The 17,541-nt window shown below is 69.9% G+C and carries 14 protein-coding genes and 1 tRNA gene; 10 read left to right on the plus strand and 5 right to left on the minus strand.

Annotation, left to right across the window (positions count from 1 at the left end):
* Nucleotides 1-63: 63 nt before the first annotated feature.
* The 5 genes from tmk to OG975_RS26125 all read left to right on the plus strand — a co-directional run bounded on the left by tmk (nt 64) and on the right by OG975_RS26125 (nt 6,747).
* On the plus strand, nt 64-3,354 hold the full coding sequence (tmk, locus tag OG975_RS26105; RefSeq protein WP_406331793.1) for a dTMP kinase: 3,291 nt from the start codon (nt 64-66) through the stop codon (nt 3,352-3,354).
* A 199-nt stretch (nt 3,355-3,553) separates the two neighbouring features.
* Nucleotides 3,554-4,759 carry a DNA polymerase III subunit delta' gene (locus OG975_RS26110; protein WP_330306176.1) on the plus strand — a complete coding sequence of 402 codons (1,206 nt, stop codon included), beginning with the start codon at nt 3,554-3,556 and terminating at the stop codon, nt 4,757-4,759.
* Nucleotides 4,760-4,795: 36 nt separating this feature from the next.
* Nucleotides 4,796-4,918, plus strand: coding sequence for a hypothetical protein (locus tag OG975_RS26115; protein ID WP_406331795.1), 123 nt, complete (start codon nt 4,796-4,798; stop codon nt 4,916-4,918).
* A gap of 37 nt (nt 4,919-4,955) precedes the next feature.
* Nucleotides 4,956-6,566, plus strand: coding sequence for an alpha/beta hydrolase (locus OG975_RS26120; RefSeq protein WP_406331796.1), 1,611 nt, complete (start codon nt 4,956-4,958; stop codon nt 6,564-6,566).
* A gap of 107 nt (nt 6,567-6,673) precedes the next feature.
* Nucleotides 6,674-6,747: transfer RNA gene (locus OG975_RS26125), tRNA-Thr, on the plus strand.
* A gap of 613 nt (nt 6,748-7,360) precedes the next feature.
* Here OG975_RS26125 and OG975_RS26130 read toward each other — a convergent pair.
* Entirely contained in the window at nt 7,361-8,230 is an 870-nt protein-coding gene (locus tag OG975_RS26130) for a helix-turn-helix transcriptional regulator (protein WP_406331798.1), read from the minus strand.
* 201 nt (nt 8,231-8,431) lie between these two features.
* Here OG975_RS26130 and OG975_RS26135 point away from each other — a divergent pair, with 201 nt between their 5' ends.
* Nucleotides 8,432-9,208: an SDR family oxidoreductase gene (locus OG975_RS26135; RefSeq protein ID WP_406331800.1), complete on the plus strand. Its 777-nt coding sequence runs from the start codon at nt 8,432-8,434 to the stop codon at nt 9,206-9,208.
* 272 nt (nt 9,209-9,480) lie between these two features.
* Here the strand turns inward: OG975_RS26135 and OG975_RS26140 are convergent, their stop codons facing one another.
* Entirely contained in the window at nt 9,481-9,960 is a 480-nt protein-coding gene (locus tag OG975_RS26140) for an SRPBCC family protein (RefSeq protein ID WP_406331801.1), read from the minus strand.
* 80 nt (nt 9,961-10,040) lie between these two features.
* Here OG975_RS26140 and OG975_RS26145 point away from each other — a divergent pair, with 80 nt between their 5' ends.
* The 4 genes from OG975_RS26145 to OG975_RS26160 all read left to right on the plus strand — a co-directional run bounded on the left by OG975_RS26145 (nt 10,041) and on the right by OG975_RS26160 (nt 14,086).
* Nucleotides 10,041-10,640, plus strand: coding sequence for a helix-turn-helix domain-containing protein (locus OG975_RS26145; RefSeq protein WP_406331802.1), 600 nt, complete (start codon nt 10,041-10,043; stop codon nt 10,638-10,640).
* A gap of 201 nt (nt 10,641-10,841) precedes the next feature.
* Nucleotides 10,842-11,615: an SDR family oxidoreductase gene (locus tag OG975_RS26150; RefSeq protein ID WP_406331804.1), complete on the plus strand. Its 774-nt coding sequence runs from the start codon at nt 10,842-10,844 to the stop codon at nt 11,613-11,615.
* A 663-nt stretch (nt 11,616-12,278) separates the two neighbouring features.
* Nucleotides 12,279-13,244 carry an ABC transporter ATP-binding protein gene (locus OG975_RS26155; RefSeq protein ID WP_406331805.1) on the plus strand — a complete coding sequence of 322 codons (966 nt, stop codon included), beginning with the start codon at nt 12,279-12,281 and terminating at the stop codon, nt 13,242-13,244.
* The gene (locus OG975_RS26160; RefSeq protein WP_406331806.1) at nt 13,241-14,086 is read left to right on the plus strand and encodes an ABC transporter permease; all 846 of its coding nucleotides are present in this window, start codon (nt 13,241-13,243) and stop codon (nt 14,084-14,086) included. Before OG975_RS26155 ends, OG975_RS26160 begins: the two co-directional genes overlap by 4 nt.
* Nucleotides 14,087-14,185: 99 nt before the next feature.
* On the opposite strand, the gene OG975_RS26165 is transcribed toward OG975_RS26160, so the two are convergent.
* From OG975_RS26165 to OG975_RS26175, 3 genes are read right to left on the minus strand one after another with little or no spacing between them, the layout of a single operon-like run.
* Nucleotides 14,186-15,376 carry an FAD-dependent monooxygenase gene (locus OG975_RS26165; RefSeq protein WP_406331807.1) on the minus strand — a complete coding sequence of 397 codons (1,191 nt, stop codon included), beginning with the start codon at nt 15,374-15,376 and terminating at the stop codon, nt 14,186-14,188.
* Nucleotides 15,373-16,587, minus strand: a complete 1,215-nt coding sequence (locus tag OG975_RS26170) for an FAD-dependent monooxygenase (RefSeq protein WP_406331808.1) — start codon at nt 16,585-16,587, stop codon at nt 15,373-15,375. The genes OG975_RS26165 and OG975_RS26170 overlap by 4 nt, the downstream gene beginning before the upstream one ends.
* Nucleotides 16,587-17,531: a thiopeptide-type bacteriocin biosynthesis protein gene (locus OG975_RS26175; RefSeq protein ID WP_406331809.1), complete on the minus strand. Its 945-nt coding sequence runs from the start codon at nt 17,529-17,531 to the stop codon at nt 16,587-16,589. Before OG975_RS26175 ends, OG975_RS26170 begins: the two co-directional genes overlap by 1 nt.
* Between the last annotated feature and the right edge of the window lie 10 nt (nt 17,532-17,541).

A 17,541-nucleotide genomic window follows, 5' to 3' on the forward strand; every position in this document is an offset into this window, starting at 1 on the left:
TGGGGGCGTCCGTATGTTCGGCCACCCCTTCGGGGAGTCAGTGGGTCCGGATAGGCTTGCAGGATGACGCGAGCCGAGCAGCCAACGGCCCACACCCCGGCCCCCGACGACGCCCTGGTCGCAGATTCCCGCGAGCGTGCCGTCCGCGCTCTGCTGCGCCAGCCGCAATTGAAGCGGCTGTGGAGCGCACAGCTCGTGGGGGGTGTCGCCGACGCGCTGGCTTTGCTCGTGCTGGTCGTCCTCGCCCTCCAGGCGGCGATCTTCGAGGGTTCCTTCGGCGGTGGCTACCGCGGAGTGGCCTTCGCCGTGGCCACTGTCTTCGGGGCACGCGTCTTCGCGACGCTGCTCTTCGGAGCCGTACTCCTCGGGCCGCTCACGTCGCTGACGTCCCAGGAGGGGCCGCTCGACCGGCGCTGGACCATGGTCGGGGCCGACGGTCTGCGGGCCGCGCTCCTCATCGTCGCGCCCCTGTGGATCGACTGGACCCCGGACAATGCGCTCGCCGTCCTCCTGGTCACCGCCTTCGTCGCCGGCGTCGCCGAGCGGTTCTGGACGGTGTGCCGGGAGAGCGCGGCGCCCGCGCTGCTGCCCGCGCCGCCCCTGGAGGGCGCCACGGTGCGCCCGCTTCCGGACCACATGGACGCGCTGCGGCGCCTGTCGCTGCGTACGGCGTTCATGGCGGTGCCGCTCGCCGCCGCCACGCTCGTCGTGGTGTCGCTCGTCAACAATCTGCTGGGCGCCGGGATCGCCTGGTTCGACCTGCACCAGGCGGCGCTCGCCTCGTACGTCGCTGCCGGACTGTTCGCCGCCTCGCTGTCGGTGCTCACGTTCCTCGAACTGCCCGACGCACGCACCCCGCGCGCGCGGTCGCCCCTTGAAGGACTGCGCCGCCCCAAGACGGGCACCGGCGTCGACAAGGGCCGTACCGGCGCGATTCCGCTGCTGGTCCTCGCCTGCGCGGCGGTCGCCGGGGCGATCTCCGCCGCCGTCGCCGTCTCCGTGCTGCACGCCAAGGACCTGGGCGGCGGACCGGTGACGTACGGGCTGCTGGTGCTGGCCCTCACCGGGGGCGTCGTCATCGGTATCCGTACGGCCCCCTCGGTGCTGCCGTCGCTGTCGCGGCGCAGGCTGCTCTCGCTGGCCATCGCCTTCACCGGGGTCGCGCTGCTGGCCGCCGGGCTGGTCCCGGACGTCACCACCGTGCTGCTGATCGTCGCCCTCGCGGGCATCGGCGCGGGCGTCGCCGCGAACACCGGGCACGCGCTGCTCGACCAGGAGACCGAGGAATACCGGCGGGCGCGTACGACCGAACACCTGCACGCGGTCGTACGGGTCTCCGTGGCGCTCGGCGCGCTGGTGGCGCCGGTGGTGGCCGCCGCGATCGGTCCGCACCGGCTGGAAAACGGCAAGTTCGTCTTCGCGCACGGAGGCGCCGCTTTCACACTGATGCTGGTCGGCGCGCTGCTCCTGCCGGTCGCCGCGCTGGTGCTCGCCAAGGCCGACGACCGCTCCGGCGTACCGCTGCGGCACGACCTGCTGGACGCGCTGCGCGGCGGCGACGACCCCGTGCAGACCTCCGCCTCCAGCGGCTTCTTCATCGCCCTGGAGGGCGGCGACGGGGCCGGCAAGTCCACCCAGGCGACGGCGCTCGCCGAGTGGATCCGCGGCAAGGGCCACGAGGTCGTGGTGACCCGGGAGCCGGGCGCCACGCCGGTCGGCAAGCGGCTGCGGTCGATCCTGCTGGACGTGTCCTCGGCAGGGCTCTCGCACCGCGCGGAGGCGCTGCTGTACGCCGCCGACCGCGCGGAGCACGTGGACACGGTGGTGCGGCCCGCGCTGGAGCGGGGTGCGGTCGTCATCTCCGACCGGTACATCGACTCCTCGGTGGCCTACCAGGGCGCGGGCCGTGACCTGTCCCCGACGGAGATCGCCCGCATCAACCGCTGGGCTACAGATGGCCTCGTACCGCACCTGACGGTCTTGCTGGACGTGTCGCCCGAGGCCGCCCGTGAGCGGTTCACGGAGGCGCCCGACCGGCTGGAGTCGGAGCCCGTCGAGTTCCACACGCGCGTGCGGTCCGGTTTCCTGACGCTGGCCGCCGCCGACCCGGGCCGGTACCTGGTCGTCGACGCCGCGCAGGAACCCGAGGCGGTCACCACGGTCGTCCGGCACCGGCTCGACGTGATGCTGCCCCTCTCCGAGGCCGAGGTGAAGGCCCAGGAGGAGGCGCGCAAGGCGGCTGAGGAGGAGGCCCGGCGCAAGGCCGAGGAAGAGGCCGCCCGCAAGGCCGAGGAGGAGCGGCTGGAGCGCGAGCGCCAGGAGCAGCTCGCGAAGCTCCGTGCCGAGGAGGAGGAGCGCAAGCAGCGCGAGCTGGAGGAGGCCCAGCGTCGCGAGGCCGAGCGCCAGGCGGAGGAGGCCCGGCAGCGCGCCGAGGAGGCCCGCCGCCGCGCCGAGGAGGAGCGGGTCAGGCGTCTCGCCGAGGAGAAGGCGCGGGCCGCCGAGGAGGAGCGCCGGCGCAAGCAGGCCGAGGAGGAGGCGCGGCTGCGGGCCGAGGCCGAGGAGCGCCGCCTGGAGAAGCAGCGGAAGGCCGAGGAAGCGTTGCTGCGGGCCGAGGAGGCTCGACGGGCGGCCGCGGAGGCCGCGGCGGCGTCGGCGGCTGCGGTGGCTTCCGCTGAGGCCGCGGTGTCGACTGCGTCGGCGACGACGCCGCCGACGACGCCGCCGACGACGACGGCGGCGAGTGCGGCTGGGACTGGGGCCCCGACTGCGAGGGTTTCCGCGCCCGACAACGAGACGACGGTGCCTACGCCGGTTGTGACGCCGTCGAACGCGTCGGGTGGGCGGGCCGTGGACGAGACGGCGGTGTTGCCGCCGGTGCGCGCGGACGAGGGCCTTGCCGGTTCTCGGCCCGGCTCCCGTTCCCGTTCCCGTTCCGAGTCCCGGACCGACGTGGAGGAGACGGCGAAGCTGCCGAAGCCGCCGGTGCCGGGGGCGGCGGACGAGACGGCTGTGCTGCCGCCGGTGGTTTCTGGTGCGGCCGATGAGACGGCGGTGCTTCCTCCGGTACGGGATGGGGGCGCGGGTGCTCCCACGCAAGGAGCTTCCGCGGGTGATCCGGCGGACCGGGTGCCGCCGGGCTTCTTCCGGGACGAGCGGTCGGCGCCGCAGCAGGACGGTCCCAGCGACCGTACGCGCGAGCTGCCCCAGGTCGATGACACCGGCGCCCCGCGGCGTCGGCCCCGCTCCGACTGGGCCGAGGAGACTCCGCTGGACGACCTCCCGACCCTGGCGGACGAACTGCTGGGCCCGCGCGAGGACGATGACTGGGACGAGGGGCGGGGCCGCCGCCGCTGAATTCTGGCGGCGATGCCGCTGATCCTGGTGGCTGTGGCTGTGGCTGTGGCTGTGGCTGTGGTTTGCGGTTGCTGGGATCGGCGGCCGGAGCTGTTGGAACGGCGGCGGAAGGCGCTGGAACGGCGGCCGGCGCCGATTGTCAGTGGCGGCCCGCACAATGGACGCGGCAAGGCAAAGTGCGACGAAAGGGCGGTGCCCCATGCCCGTGTGGGACGACCTGGTGGGCCAGGAGAAGGTGAGCGAGCAGCTCGCCGCCGCTGCCCGGGACGCTGACGCCCTCGTCACGGCGGTCGCGGCGGACACCCCGCTCCCCGAGGCGTCCAAGATGACGCACGCATGGCTGTTCACGGGCCCGCCCGGCTCGGGCCGTTCCACCGCGGCGCGGGCGTTCGCGGCGGCGCTCCAGTGCGTGAGCCCCGACCGGGCCCTCGGCGGAGTCCCCGGCTGCGGCTTCTGCGACGGCTGTCATACGAGCCTGGTGGGCACCCACGCCGATGTGCAGATCGTCCGCACCGACCTCCTCAGCATCGGCGTGAAGGAGACCCGTGACCTGGTCCGCCGCGCCCAGTTGTCCCCGGCGACCGGACGCTGGCAGGTCATCGTCCTGGAGGACGCCGACCGCCTCACGGAGGGCGCGGGCAACGTCCTGCTGAAGGCCGTCGAGGAACCGGCCCCCCGCACGGTCTGGCTCCTGTGCGCCCCGTCCATCGAGGACGTTCTGCCCACCATCCGCTCCCGCTGCCGCCTCCTCACCCTCCGCACCCCGCCCGTGGACGCGGTCGCCGACATCCTCGTACGCCGTGACGGCATCGAGCCCGGCGTCGCGGCGGCCGCCGCCCGCGCGACGCAGGGGCACATCGGCCGGGCCCTGCGCCTCGCCACGGACCCGCGTGCTCGTGAGCGCCGGGCCGCCGTCCTCAAGCTCCCGCTGCGGGTCGACGACATCGGCGGCTGCCTCAAGGCGGCCCAGGAGCTGATCGACACGGCCTCCGAGGACGCCAAGCAGCTCGCCGAGGAAGTCGACGTGAAGGAGACCGAGGACCTGAAGGCGGCCCTCGGCGCGGTTCAGGGCGGCCGGATGCCGCGCGGCACCGCGGGTGTCATGAAGGAGCTGGAGGACCGGCAGAAGCGCCGAAGAACGCGTACGCAGCGCGACAGCCTGGACCTGGCCCTGATCGACCTCACCGGGTTCTACCGCGACGTCCTCGCCCTCCAGCTCGGTTCCCGTCTGGCCATCGCCAACATGGAGGCCGAGGACACCCTGGAGCGGCTGGCCCGCGGCAGCTCACCCGAGGCGACCCTGCGCCGCATCGACGCCATCGCCGCGTGCCGCGAGGCCCTCGATCGCAATGTGGCACCGCTGCTCGCGGTCGAGGCGATGACGATGGCGCTGCGGGCGGGCTGACCGGCGTCCGGCGCGCGTAACGTCGTTGGTGACGTCGTGCGCGACGCCGACGTCGTACGTGACGGGGTGCGTGACATCGACGTCGTACGTGAAGGGGTGCGCGACGCAGGGCGCGAGGAGTTGACCGAGTCACTCGTACGAGGGCGCATAGGCGACTGAAGGTGATCAAGTGATCGCGCAAGGTTACGCTCGCCAGATGCACATCAGGCGTCCCCTTCGGCCGACCCGGCCCCTCCGTACGAGTGGCGTGCTGCTGGCCGCCGCCGTGCTGCTCATCTCGGCCTGCTCCGCCGGGAGTTCGTCGTCCACGACGACGTCCACGACGACGTCCACGGCGACGTCCATGGCGGACGCCGCGCTGGCCGCGCTGCCGCGCTCCACGCCGTCGACGCTGTCGCCGTACTACGGGCAGAAGCTGAACTGGCGCACCTGCGGGGTCCCCAGCTTCGAGTGCGCCACGATGAAGGCGCCGCTCGACTACGCGAAGCCGGGCTCCGGCGACATCAGGCTGGCGGTCGCCCGCAAGAAGGCGACGGGGTCGGGCAAGCGCCTGGGCTCGCTGCTGGTCAACCCGGGCGGACCGGGCGGATCGGCGGTCGGCTATCTGCAGGCGTACGCCGGCATCGGCTACCCGGCGGAGGTCCGCGCCCGCTACGACATGGTCGCCGTCGACCCCCGCGGGGTGGCCCGCAGCGAGCCGGTCGAGTGCCTCACCGGCCGCCAGATGGACACGTACACGCAGACGGACACGACGCCGGACGACACGAAGGAGAGGGGGCAACTGGTCGACTCGTACAAGAAGTTCGCCGAGGGCTGCGGCCGGCGCTCGCCCGAGCTGCTGAGGCATGTCTCCACGGTCGAGGCGGCCCGTGACATGGACATCCTGCGCGCGGTGCTGGGCGACCAGAAACTGTCGTATGTCGGGGCGTCGTACGGGACGTTCCTGGGGGCGACGTACGCCGGTCTCTTCCCGGAGCGGGTGGGCCGACTGGTCCTGGACGGAGCGATGGACCCGTCCCTGTCCGCCCGCAAGCTGAACGAGGATCAGACGGCGGGCTTCGAGACGGCCTTCCAGTCCTTCGCGAAGGACTGCGTGCAGCAGAGCGACTGCCCGCTGGGCGGCGCGGGCACGAGCACGGAGCAGGTGGGCAAGAACCTGAAGGCGTTCTTCCAGCAGCTGGACCGGGCGCCCATCCCGGCCGGCGACGCGGACGGCCGCAAACTCGGCGAGGCGCTCGCGACGACGGGGGTGATCGCGGCGATGTACGACGAGGCGTCCTGGTCACAGCTGCGGGAGGCGCTCACCTCGGCGATGAAGGAGAAGGACGGCGCGGGTCTGCTCGCCCTGTCCGACAGCTACTACGAGCGTGACGCCGACGGCAGGTACGCGAACCTGATGTACGCCAACGCTGCCGTGAACTGCCTCGACCTCCCGGCCGCCTTCTCCACCCCCGACCAGGTGGAGAAAGCCCTCCCCGCCTTCGAGAAGGCGTCCCCCGTCTTCGGCGAGGGCCTCGCCTGGGCCTCCCTGAACTGCGCGTACTGGCCCGTACGGCCCACCGGCGAAGCCCACCGCATCGAGGCGAAGGGCGCGGCCCCGATCCTCGTGGTCGGCACCACCCGCGACCCTGCGACCCCGTACCCCTGGGCCCAGGCCCTCGCCTCCCAGCTCTCCTCCGCCCGCCTCCTCACCTACGTCGGCGACGGCCACACCGCCTACGGCCGCGGCAGCGACTGCATCGACTCCACGATCGACCGCTACCTCCTCCAGGGCACCCCTCCGACCAAGGAAAAGCGCTGCCCATAGCCCTGCCGCACGCCCCGGGAGCGGGTGCCCCGGGGTGTGTACGGAGCACCCCCGGAAACTGTGTAGACTTACCGACGTTGCTGATCGCACCATAGTGCGGACAGCGCGCCGCCTTAGCTCAGATGGCCAGAGCAACGCACTCGTAATGCGTAGGTCTCGGGTTCGAATCCCGAAGGCGGCTCTGTGGAAGCCCCAGAACTCACTCGCCGTGATCTGGGGCTTTTGCTTTTTTCGGAAGGCATCTCCCGCGCGGAGGATCTCCATGATGGTCGGCATGTCTACGCCCGGCTCATTCAGGATCGAGCCTGCGGTGTGCCGACTGCCGTCGTAGAGACGGCGGTCGTCGATGCCCGCCTCGGCAAGCGGTTCCCGTCAGCGCTTCTTACGACATGTCCCCGCTACGCGGCTTCGGCTCCGCGTGGAACGTCTGAGGCACCAGCCTGTGTGACGGCCAACCTCGCGGCCCGCGCCAGAACCTCGACCAGGTGCTCGGCCAGCAGCCCGACGTGGGGATCAGGCTGAACAAGGGCTGGTGGGCAGGTTTCCCGGCGATCTCGCCCCTGCCCCTCCTCCGAGCCCTCGAAGTCAGTGCGCGCAGGTACGGAAATCGCGCAGCTGCGTCCCCGCAGCCGCATTGGCGCAGGAAGGCAAGGATGCCGCCGCGGCGCACATCACGGCCGCTCGGCTCCATGCGCTGCCCGCACTGTACAAAGGCCGCCACCGACGGCCTGCCCACCCTGGCGGACGCACACTCGGCGAGCACACCGCCGCCGAGCTGAAAGAACGCCGGCCCCCTACGCGCCTCGTTCCGGCGTCCCCGTCGGCTGTGGGGCTGTCCAGCTGGTGAGGAGTTGCAAGGCTCGGGTGGTGTCGGAGGCGGGTTCGACGTTGTAGACGCACAGCGTCTGGTCCGTGTCGCCAGGCACTTGGAAGGACTCGTAGGAGAAGTGCAGTTCGCCGACCAGGGGGTGATGGTAGTGCTTGGCGCCGTGGGTCCGGCGCAGCACCCTGTGATCGTTCCACCATGTGGAGAACTCCGGTGACTTCAGCGTGAGTTCGCCGACGAGATCGGCGAGCTGGCGGTCATGGGGGCTTCGGCCGGCTTCCAGCCGGAGGATGGCGACGGTTTCGGCGGCGATCTGTTCCCAGTCGCCGACCCGTTCACGGGCGTCGGGGTCCAGGAGGTAGTAGCGGGCCAGGTTTCGGCGGGGTGCGGGCAGTGCGTCGAAGTCGGTGAGAACCTCGCGGGCCAGGCGGTTGGAGGCCAGGACGTCGGTGCGTCGGCCGAGGATGAACGCGGGCACGTGGTCGAGGGTCTGCAGCATCAGGTGGAGTCCGGGGCGCACGCGCTGGGGGCTGGTCGGAGCTCGGCGGGCCGGTGCTGGACGTGCCAGGAGGTCGGTGAGGTGCTCGCGCTCGGAGGGGTCCAGCCTCAGCGTGCCGGCGAGGGCTTCGAGGACTTCGGGGGAGGGGTTCTGTGCCCGGCCCTGCTCGATGCGGGTGTAGTACTCGGTACTGACTCCGGCCAGTCTGGCGACCTCGTCGCGGCGCAAGCCGGGCACGCGGCGGGCCCGGCCGTCCTCGGGCAGCCCTGCTTGGTCGGGGGTGACCCGGGCACGGCGGGTGCGCAGGAAGTCAGCGAGCTCGTTACTGCGGTCATCCATATCCCCCAGTGTGGCGGGCGAGAGGGGGACATGTCCCGGGCCGGGTGGTACTGCCAGTACCTTCCTTGTGGATACCTGCCTGGTCAGGGCCTTTTCCGGCGCCCCGTGAGGCGTCCGTGGGTGGTGTCCTTGTGGAGGAGCCGATGGCGACAGGCCGCGGCCCCAGGCCCCTCATCTCACTCACCTTGAAAGGTGTGTCTCATGACCACGCAGACTTCCGCCCGTCCCCTCTCTGGCCGCGTCGCGGTCGTCACCGGTGCCTCCAGTGGTATCGGCGAGGCGTCGGCCGAGCACCTGGCCGGACTCGGTGCTCGTGTCGTCGTCCTGGCCCGGCGTGCGGACCGGCTGGAGCAGTTGGTGGTCCGGATCGGGAAGAACGGCGGTCAGGCCCTGGCCCTGGCTGCCGACGTGACCGACGCGGCGGCGGTACGGGCGGCGGCGGACCGGGTCGCGGCCGAGTTCGGCGGTGCCGACCTGCTGCTCAACAACGCGGGCGTCATGCTTCCCGCCCCGATCGAGGAGTTGGCCGCCGAGCAGTGGCAGCACCAGATCGACCTCAACATCACCGGCCTGATGAACGTCATCGGCGCGTTCACGCCGCAGCTGGTGAAGGCCGCTGAGGAGCGCGGTGTCGCGGACCTGATCAACACGTCGTCGATCGCGGCGCAGAACATCTTCCCGAACTTCGCTGTCTACTCCGCGACGAAGGCATACGTCACCCATCTCTCCCGGCACCTGCGGGTCGAGCTGGGTGCGAAGAAGGTGCGTGTCTCGGCGATCGAGCCCGGCATCGTCGGTACCGAGCTGCAGAGCCACGTCACCGACGAAGGCGCTCGTGCGTGGCTGGAGGGATCGAAGGAAGCCATGGAGTGGCTCGCGCCCGAGGACATCGCGCAGACCGTCGGGTTCGTCGCGTCCCTCCCGCCGCGGGTCAACCTCCAGCAGGTCACCATCATGCCGACCGCCCAGGCCAGTTGACCATTCGCTGCTGGACCTGCTGAGGGTCGAGGTCCGACGCCATCAACTGGCTTCGTTCAGCGTCTCGTCCGGATCGGTGAGCGCCGCCGGCCCGACCGGGCCGGCGGCGCTCACCGAGTTCTTCGCCTGCATCGAGACCTTCCGCGACCGCAGGCGTCTACGGAAGCAACCCAGCCGGGGCTGTCTCACCTCGTTGCAGATGCGGCAGCGACACGAACAAGGACACGCCCTCGCGGCGCAGGCGTCGAGTTTCGTGAGGGGAGAACTTCACACTACCGAGGTTGGTCGGTCGCGGCGGGCGTGGGTGCGGGGTTTGGCTGCGATCGGCTTTCGGCGCGGGTCTTGAGGGCCTGGTTGAGGGCGGCGAAGTTCTGCAGGGTGGCGGAGATGGTCTTGGCGGTGAAGGGGACGAGAAGGCCGGAGAACTTCTCGGCTTGCAGGAGCTCGGTGCCGCCGGTCGCGGTGGTGGTGAGCGTGAAGCGGTGCTCGCCGTCGAAGATGCCGGGCAGGACGAAGTGGCCGATCCAGCGCAGCTCCACGCCGGGGTCGGCAGCCAGGACGCGCGGGCGGAACGTCATCGGCTTCCCGTCGGCGGGGAACATCCTCAGCGTGAGCCGCCGGCCGACTGTGACGTCGCCGGATGCCTCGCGGATGAAGGGATTCCAGTCCGAGTAGGCGGTCAGGTCAGTGAGCACCTTCCAGACTTCTGCGGCCGGAGCGTTGATCTCGATCGAGTGGGAGATCGTCTTCATCGTGCGCCTTCCTTGCGAGAATTGGAGGCAATATATTTTCTTCTGATCCGATATATTGAGTGTCGGGAAGGGTGATGTCAATGGAGGATCCAGCGGAGATCGTGGGCCGGACACTGGCCGCGAACCTGCGGGCGATGCGACGGTTGAGGGGCTGGCGGCTGGATGACCTGGCTTCACGATCGGGGGTCAGCCGGGGGATGTTGCAGCAGATCGAGACCTGCCGCACCAACCCCAGCGTCGCCACGCTCGCCCGGATCAGCGCCACTCTGGGTACCTCGATCGGCCGTCTCGTCGAGCCGCCCGAGGAACTCGGCCAGGTGGTGCGTGCGGCCGACGCCGAGGTTCACCGCGCTGGACAGCACAGTGTGGGGCGGCTGCTCATCAACGACGGCCAGGCCCCGTTCATCGAGTTCTGGGACTTTCTCATCGCCGAGCACGACGAGATGGGCTCCCCCGCGCATCCGCCAGGAACACGGGAACTGCTCCACCTCTACGAGGGGCGGCTCGAGGTCGAGGTCGGCGGCGCCGACTTCACCCTCGAAGCAGGCGACGCCCTGCGCATGCGCGGCGATCGCGACCACGTCTACCGCAACGCGGGCCCCGGTCCCGCCCGGCTGACCATGGCCGTCACCTACTCCGGCGACCGCGACCCCCGCTACGCGCCCCCTCCAGCCCCATGACCGCAAGCCAGTCCGGGGTGTGTGGGGCGGGATGAAGCTGTCGGCCCAGTAGTCCGGTGCCCCGGCGTCGGAAGGGAGGAAGTCGCCGAGCATCTCCGACGGAGCTGGTCACGTTCTCGCGCCGCGCTCCGTCATCGAGTTGAAAGCCCACCCATCGAGTTGAAAGCCCACCATCGGAACTGTCCACGGAAGGTAGCCATCATGCAGAAGTCCACCAGGATCGCCGTCGTCGGAGCGACGGGCCGTGTCGGCAGGCACGTTGCGCAGGTGCTTGAGGAACGCGACCAGCAAGTCGTGCCCATCTCACGATCCTTGGGCGTGGACGTGGTCACCGGGGAGGGCCTGGCCGAAGCCCTGCACGGCGTCGAAGTGATCATTGACGTGTCCAGCACACCCTCGCCCGAGCAGGCGGCGGCCACCGAGTTCTTCACCACCACCGCTCGCAACCTGCACCAGGCCGGACACAAGACCGGTGTCCGCCGGATGGTGGTGGTGTCGATCATCGGCATCGACGGCTCCGCCACCGGCTACAACGCAGCCAAACTGGCCCACGAGCAAGCAGCGCTGGCCGGCCCGCTCCCCACCCGGATCGTGCGGGCCGCGCAGTTCCACGAGTTCGTTGAACAACTGCTCGGTTGGGGCACCCAGGGCGAGGTCGCCTATGTGCCCAACATGCGCACCCAACTCGTCGCCGCCCGCACCGTCGCCGAGAAACTGGTCGAGGTCGCCACCGATGCGGATCCGGCGCCCACAGGCGCGCCGTACCCGGAGATCGCCGGCCCCCGAGCCGAGAACCTGGCCGACGCGGCACGCCTGCTGGCCGCTCGGCGGGGCAGCCCGTCCCGCATCGAGGAAGTGAGTGACCCGGCCAACCCCGACCGGGACCTGTTCGAGAACGGCGGCCTGCTCCCCGGCCCGCACGCGACCCTTGCCGGACCGACTTACGCGGACTGGCTCGACCAACCCACCCCCTGAAGCGCAGCCCAGGAAGTTGCCCCCTGCGACTGGTTTGTCGATGTCCGACAACTGCCATGTGTTCGGCATGAGTTACGCGTGCTCAACATGGGGCATGTGGTCTGAGCAGGCACGATGGCATGCGGTGTCATGAGCCGTCACGAGGCGACATGATCGCTCGTGTTCTCGGAATGCATAGGTCAGAGGTTTCACTGTCTGTGTTCAGTCATGCGTCTCTGATGCCGTGTATCGGTGCTGGCCTGCTGTTTCTTAGGGGGCGGCTGATGCGCGAGTCAGTCTGGGCGAGACGTGGGGTGGTCAAGGGGTGGCCATCTGTGCATCGGTCGTGCACGGAAGCAGGCTGCGGAGCTGCGTGATTCGTCCGCTCGTATCGCTTGAAAGTGATCCCGGAGACAGCGGTCGACGACGACCTCCTTCGCAGTCCGTGCCAAAACCGACGGCGTCGACGAGGAGGAGGCCGACAAGCGTCCCACCGCCACCGTCGAGCAGCGGATCTGCCGTGATTGACAACTGTCGCTGCTTTCATGACGCACGTCACCAGATCCCGAGCGCCACTCCTGCCGGGCATGGACTCAGCCATACGGTCAGGCATGCCCGGCAGCGCGGAGGCCGGCAAGTGAAGCAGGCAGGGAGGAGCAACGTGAGGGAACTGGAGCGACCTCGATGACGGCGGTTGTTGTGGAAGGTCTGCAGAAGACCTATGGAAGCCACGAGGTGTTGCGCGGAATCGACTTCACTGTGATGGAGGGGGAGATCTTCGCCCTGCTGGGACCCAATGGCGCGGGCAAGACGACGACGCTGGAGATCCTCGAGGGTTTCCGCGGCCGGGACAAGGGCCGGGTAGAGGTGCTCGGCCTGGACCCCGGGGTACCCGGCGACAGTCGTCAGTTGCGCGAACGGGTGGGTCTGGTCCTGCAGGACATAGCGGTGGAGCCGTATCTGTCCGTGCGCGAGACGATCGCACGCAACGCGGGCTATTACCGGGCTCCCCGCGATGTCGACGAGGTCATCGAACTCGTCGGTCTGCGCGAGAAGCGGGCCGCAAAGGTCAAGGACCTGTCAGGCGGGCAGAAGCGCCGTCTGGACCTGGCACTGGGGGTTGTCGGAGATCCTCGTCTGCTCTTTCTCGACGAGCCCACCACGGGCTTCGATCCCAGTGCCCGCCGCAGTGCCTGGGAGGTGGTGCAGGACCTAAGGGCTTCCGGCACCACTATCGTGCTGACGACCCATTACATGGACGAAGTGCAGGCGCTCGCCGACTCCGTGGCCGTCATCGCGGACGGACGGATCGTCGAGTCGGGCACACCGGCCACGCTCGGCGGGAGAGACAGCGCGTTCGCCAGGATTCGCTTTGAACTGCCGCCGGGGACGGAGGTGTCGGATCTGCCGGTGCGGGCGAGTACCGCCACCGAGGGTGCCCTGGTCACCATCGAGGTGGAGGAGCCGACAGCGGTGTTGCGCTCCCTCACCGACTGGGCCCTGCGCCGTGGCACGACGCTTCAGCGACTGACCGTCGAGCGGCCCTCCCTCGAGGACGTCTACCTCGAGATCACCCGTTCCTTCGAACGCGAGCCGTCCCAGCAGTCCGTCACCGCACGAGGGCATCGACCGCATCGGAGCCGTTCATGACCGCCTTGTCCCCGGCGTCCACGGCCGACGCGCCGCACACGTCACCGGATCAGGAGCGCGGCCTCCGTCGTGGCGACTCTCCCAGTCGTGGCCGTGTCGGCCTCTTGATCCATCAGATCCGCTACGAGCAACTCTCCTTCTGGCGCAACCCGCAAGCCGTGGTCTTCACCTTTCTTCTGCCCGTAGTCGTCGTCACGATCTTCGGAGCGGTCTTCGGGGGTGACAAGAAGCAGGACTTCTTCTTCGGAATGTCCAGCATGCAGTACTACACGCCGACGATCGCCGCGGTATCCGTACTCGGCGCCTGCTACGGCCAGTTGGCGATCGTGCTGTCGACACGGCGTCAGACCGGCCTGCTCAAGCGGCTGCGTGCGACTCCCTTGCCTGCCTGGGTCTACTTCGTCGGCCTGTTGGCGCACTGCGTGCTGGTCAGCCTCATCGACGTCGTCTTGGTCATCGGTGTGGGAACGCTCTACGGGGTGGCACTGCCCACTCACTGGACGGCGCTTGCGCTGACGCTGGTACTGGGTGCTGCGAGCTTCTGCGCCCTCGGCGCCGGCGTCGCGTCGTTGGTCAGAAGCGCCGAAGCAGCCCCCGCGCTCGTGCAGTTCATCCAGTTTCCGCTGGTGTTCATCTCCGGCAGCTACTTCCCCATACATGCCGGCGTGCTGAACACCATCGCGGGTCTGCTTCCGGTCAAGCCCTTCAACGAGGCCATGATGGCTCCCTTCACGCACGGGGGCGGGTACCAGTGGAAGGAGCTGGGGGTGCTGGCTGCCTGGGGCGTCCTCGGCGCAGTGGTGGCTGTCCGACGTTTCCGCTGGGACCCCAGGCCCGAATAACTGCCTCCCCGAACAACGGCCTTTGGATTGACATGGCGCGGGGCGGGATCGCAATTACGCGATCCCGCCCCGCGCTCGGCCGTACCGGAGGGTCAGCAGTCAGTGCCCGGTCAGAGCGTTGATCGACCGCATGGCGTCTCCGTAGAGCCAGTCGAGGTGTGCGAGATCCCGCTGTTCCGCCAGCGCGGCATCGCGTTCGGCCTGAAGCGGTCCGTCCGAGAGGTGGAAGGTGCGGGAGCGCAGCCGTGACTGCCGGTGGACCTCGGTCGTACGGGGCATCCGGATCGCTTCATATCTGCCCAGCGCACCCGGCACGTCGGTCATGTACTCGGTGAGGCTGTCCGCCAGTACGACGGCATCCTCCAGCGCCTGGCTCGCCCCTTGCGACAGGAAGGGAAGCATGGGGTGAGCGGCGTCACCGACCAGAGCCACGCGACCAGTGCGGTACCGGTCGGACAGGTTCCGGTCGAACAGTCCCCAGCGGGTCACCGATCCTGCTGCGCGCACGACCTGCATGACGTCTTCGTGCCAGCCGTCGAACTCCGCCAACAGGCCCCTGACGTCGGCGGGCGAGCTGCGCGGAGCGGTGCCCGAGGACGGATCGGCACACACCGCACTGAAATGGACCGTCCGTCCGGACGAGACGGGGTAGTAGGTGACATGACGGCCGGGGCCGAACCAGAACATCACCCGCGGATCGTCCTCGAAGGACGGCACGGCGGAGGCCGGTACCAGCCCCCGATACACCGAATACCCCGAGAACACCGGCCTGTCGTCCACCACCGCAGTGCGCAGGGCGGAGTGCACACCGTCCGCACCGATCACCACGTCAGCCGTCGCCGAGCCACCGTCGGAGAAGCGCAGCTCCACCCGGTCGTCGTGCTCCACCACACCGCTCACCGCCCGCCCGAGATGTATTTGCCCCGGCGGCAGCAGGTCGACGAGACAGGCCTGCAGATCGGCACGGTGAACTAGGTAGTAGGGCGCCCGAAACCGGTCCTCGCAGACGTTTCCGTGCGCGACACGGGACAGGAGCGTTCCGTCGTTCCAGCGTCGCGTCTCGATCGCGCGCGCTGTGCTGCCCCTTCGGCGAATGGACGGCTCGGCACCGAGTTCATGGAGAATGCGAGCACCGTTGGGAGACAGCTGGATTCCCGCGCCCACCGTGCCGAGCGCGTCCGACTTCTCGTACACGTCGCAGCGCACACCGCGTCGGCGCAGCAGGATGGCGACGGCGAGTCCCGACACCCCCGCTCCGACCACGGCCACACGCATGCCGGCGGCTGTCATGACACCACTCCCGTTCCTGCCTGGTCCGTACGACGTTGCGCCCCCGCTTCATGGCCGTAGAGCCATGCGCGCTCGCGCAGTCCGGCCAGACCGGCGGCCCTGCGCATCGCCCGGTCCCGTTCGCGTTGCTGCGGGCCGTCGGCCAGATGCATGGTGTTCGCATGACCTCGTGAGCCCTGCTGGATGGCTGCCGTACGCGGTGCGCGGGCCTTCTCGTACTTGGCGAGCAGCTCGGGCACCTCGTCGCGACAGGCACCGGCCAGCAGCGAGGCCAGTTCCACCGCGTCCTCGACGGCCTGGTTCGCGCCCTGCGCCATGAAGGGAAGCATCGGGTGCGCTGCATCGCCGAGCACCGTGAGCCGGTCGGCAGACCAGGTACGCAGCTCAGGCCGGTCGTACAGGGCCCAGCGGCGCACCATGTCGGTGGCGTGGGTGATGTCCGAGACCAGTCCGTGCCAGCCGTCGAAGGCCGCCACCAGTTCTGCGGGGTCGCCGGCCGCCGACCAGGACTCCGCCCCGGCTTCGGCGAGCGGGGCGATCGCGGCGAAGCTCATCAGCCGTCCACCGGCCACCGGGTAACACACGAAGTGCCGACCCGGACCCAGCCACATTCTGATCAGCGGTTCGCGTGCCGGGGCCGGCAACCGGCCGACCGGAACGAGGCCCCGGAAGACGCCGAGACCGGAGAACACCGGTGCGTCGCGGACGAGGGCCTCCCGGACCACGGAGTGAATGCCGTCGGCCCCCACGACGAGGTCCGCGCGATGCGTGGTTCCGCCCGCGAAGGTGAGCACCATGTCCTCGCCGTCCCGGGAGACGCCCTGCAGTTTGTGCCCGAGCCGCAGCGGTTCCGGCCCGACCAGCCGGAGCAGAGCCCCTTGAAGGTCCGCGCGGTGTACGGCGTAGTAGGGCGCCCCGTACAGCTTCTCGCACGCGACTCCGAACGGAGTGCCGGCGATCAGTCCGCCCGCCCAGCGGTACACGCGCATCTCCTCGATGGCCACGGCCCGCTCCCGCAGCGCGGGCTGGAGCCCGAGCCGGCGAAGGTGGCGGGCGGCGTTCGGGGCGAGTTGTACCCCCGCTCCGATCTCCGCCATGGAGCGGGTCTGTTCGAACACCTCGCACCGTGTGCCCGACGCGGCGAGGGCCGCCGCCAGGGTCAGTCCTCCGATGCCTGAACCGATCACGGCGATACGCGGTTGGTCGGTCATCAGCGGGCTCCGTGAGCCGGTTCGGAGGCCGGGAAGGCGTCCGCCAGCCAGGCGTAGGTGCGCAGTTCGTCGAAGAGGGTCCGGCCGAGGCGGTTGTGGAGCATGTGCACGTGTGAGACGAGGATCTGTCCGGGGACGGTCGTGGTGGTGGTGCGGATCTCCCCGACAAGCTCCGACAGGGCCGCGTGCCAGGCGTCGAAGGGGCCGTGCTGCGCGGGATCGAGCGGCTTCGCGGTCGTCCTGGTGATACGGCACAGCTGGTCCAACTGCTCCTGGGTGCAGCCGAATCCGGCCGCCCAGGAACGCCAGGCCAGCAGACTGTTGGCATAGAAAGCGGCCTGCTCCGCCTCGTCGCCGAGCGCGGCGGCCGCGGAGACCGTGGCGCGCAGGGCCAGGACGGAACGCGCCTGGGGAGTCGACACATGCGGCAGCAGAGCCAGCACCAGCTCGCTCGACATCTGGAACAGCCGCTCCGTGCGCGACATCAGCTGCGGGCCGCCGTAGCGTGCGGTCTCCGGCTCGTAGACGGCGCGGTGCACGCCCGGAGCGTGAAGTGCCGCCACGTCCGCGTCGTCGCCGTACTCGCTGCGCGCGAGGAGGCGTGCCTCGGTCCGGTACGCGTCCTCGCCGAACGGACTCTCTCCGGTAGCCGGTTGTCCCGCGCTCTCCAGCCGCTCCCGCAGCAGCCCTTCCACCCGGTCGAATTCCGCCGGGCTCAAGTTGCCCACGCGCAGCCTGAGATGGGGGCCGCCCTGCCAGTAGCGGATGAAGAACCAGGGTGCGCCGTCGAGCGATTGCACTGTCGGCGCGACGACGTCGTTCACCACCCGGTCCAGCAGCGACTGTGCGTTGGAGGCCAGATGTAGATGCCATGAACTCCACTGCGTACGCGACGTCGTGTCGCCGTCGGACTCCAGGTGGCCGGGCGCTGTCTGCTGTATCAAGGCGTTCTCC

Origin of the sequence: Streptomyces sp. NBC_00203 (assembly GCF_045206325.1) — a bacterium.
In the GTDB taxonomy this organism is placed as follows: Bacteria; Actinomycetota; Actinomycetes; order Streptomycetales; family Streptomycetaceae; genus Streptomyces; species Streptomyces lutosisoli.